This is a genomic window from Paenibacillus sp. J2TS4, from assembly GCF_018403245.1.
GTDB lineage: Bacteria > Bacillota > Bacilli > Paenibacillales > NBRC-103111 > Paenibacillus_L.
In genome coordinates, this window is record NZ_BOSH01000044.1 from 1 (window position 1) to 659 (window position 659).

General features: G+C 48.0%; 2 rRNA genes. Both read left to right on the forward strand.

Features of this window, described 5'->3' with window-relative positions:
- Positions 1-119 (forward strand): 16S ribosomal RNA (locus KJS69_RS29380); the annotation flags it as partial.
- 424 nt (positions 120-543) lie between these two features.
- A 23S ribosomal RNA gene (locus KJS69_RS29385) occupies positions 544-659 on the forward strand; the annotation flags it as partial.

Genomic DNA, 659 nt, shown 5'->3' on the forward strand with positions numbered 1-659 from the left:
CAACACCTGAAGTCGGTGAGGTAACCGTAAGGGGCCAGCCGCCGAAGGTGGGGTAGATAATTGGGGTGAAGTCGTAACAAGGTAGCCGTATCGGAAGGTGCGGCTGGATCACCTCCTTTCTAAGGAATGAATTACATTTCGACTTTGGTCGGATGTATAAAAGATAGTTTCTTCATTGAAACTAAACATGGCTTGTGTTGAAATCTCATTTGTTCAGTTTTGATGGAGCTTGCCCTGAGAGTCAATGGCTCTCTTGGAAAGTGGCTGCCTAATCGGCGGGAAGTCGGTGATAAATTCGCTGGCTCACCATCTAATCAGCGTCGGAACAGCAAGAAATTGCTAGTTGCCAACGCGGAAGCAATGTGGTAAGATATCTTTCGCTGCGAATATCGGCAGTCGCTCGATTGACGACGCAAGCGAAGCTTTGTTCCTTGAAAACTAGATAGCGAAGAAATGCGAAAGCATCCATTAGCAAGTGTAGATTGGGTTTTTTCGAAGGGGAAAATCGGCTTCGGTTGATGATTTTCCTTCAGAAAACATCCAGGTTAAGCTAGTAAGAGCACACGGAGGATGCCTAGGCGCTAGGAGCCGATGAAGGACGTGGCGAACAACGATAATGCCTCGGGGAGCTGTAAGCAAGCTTTGATCCGGGGATGTCC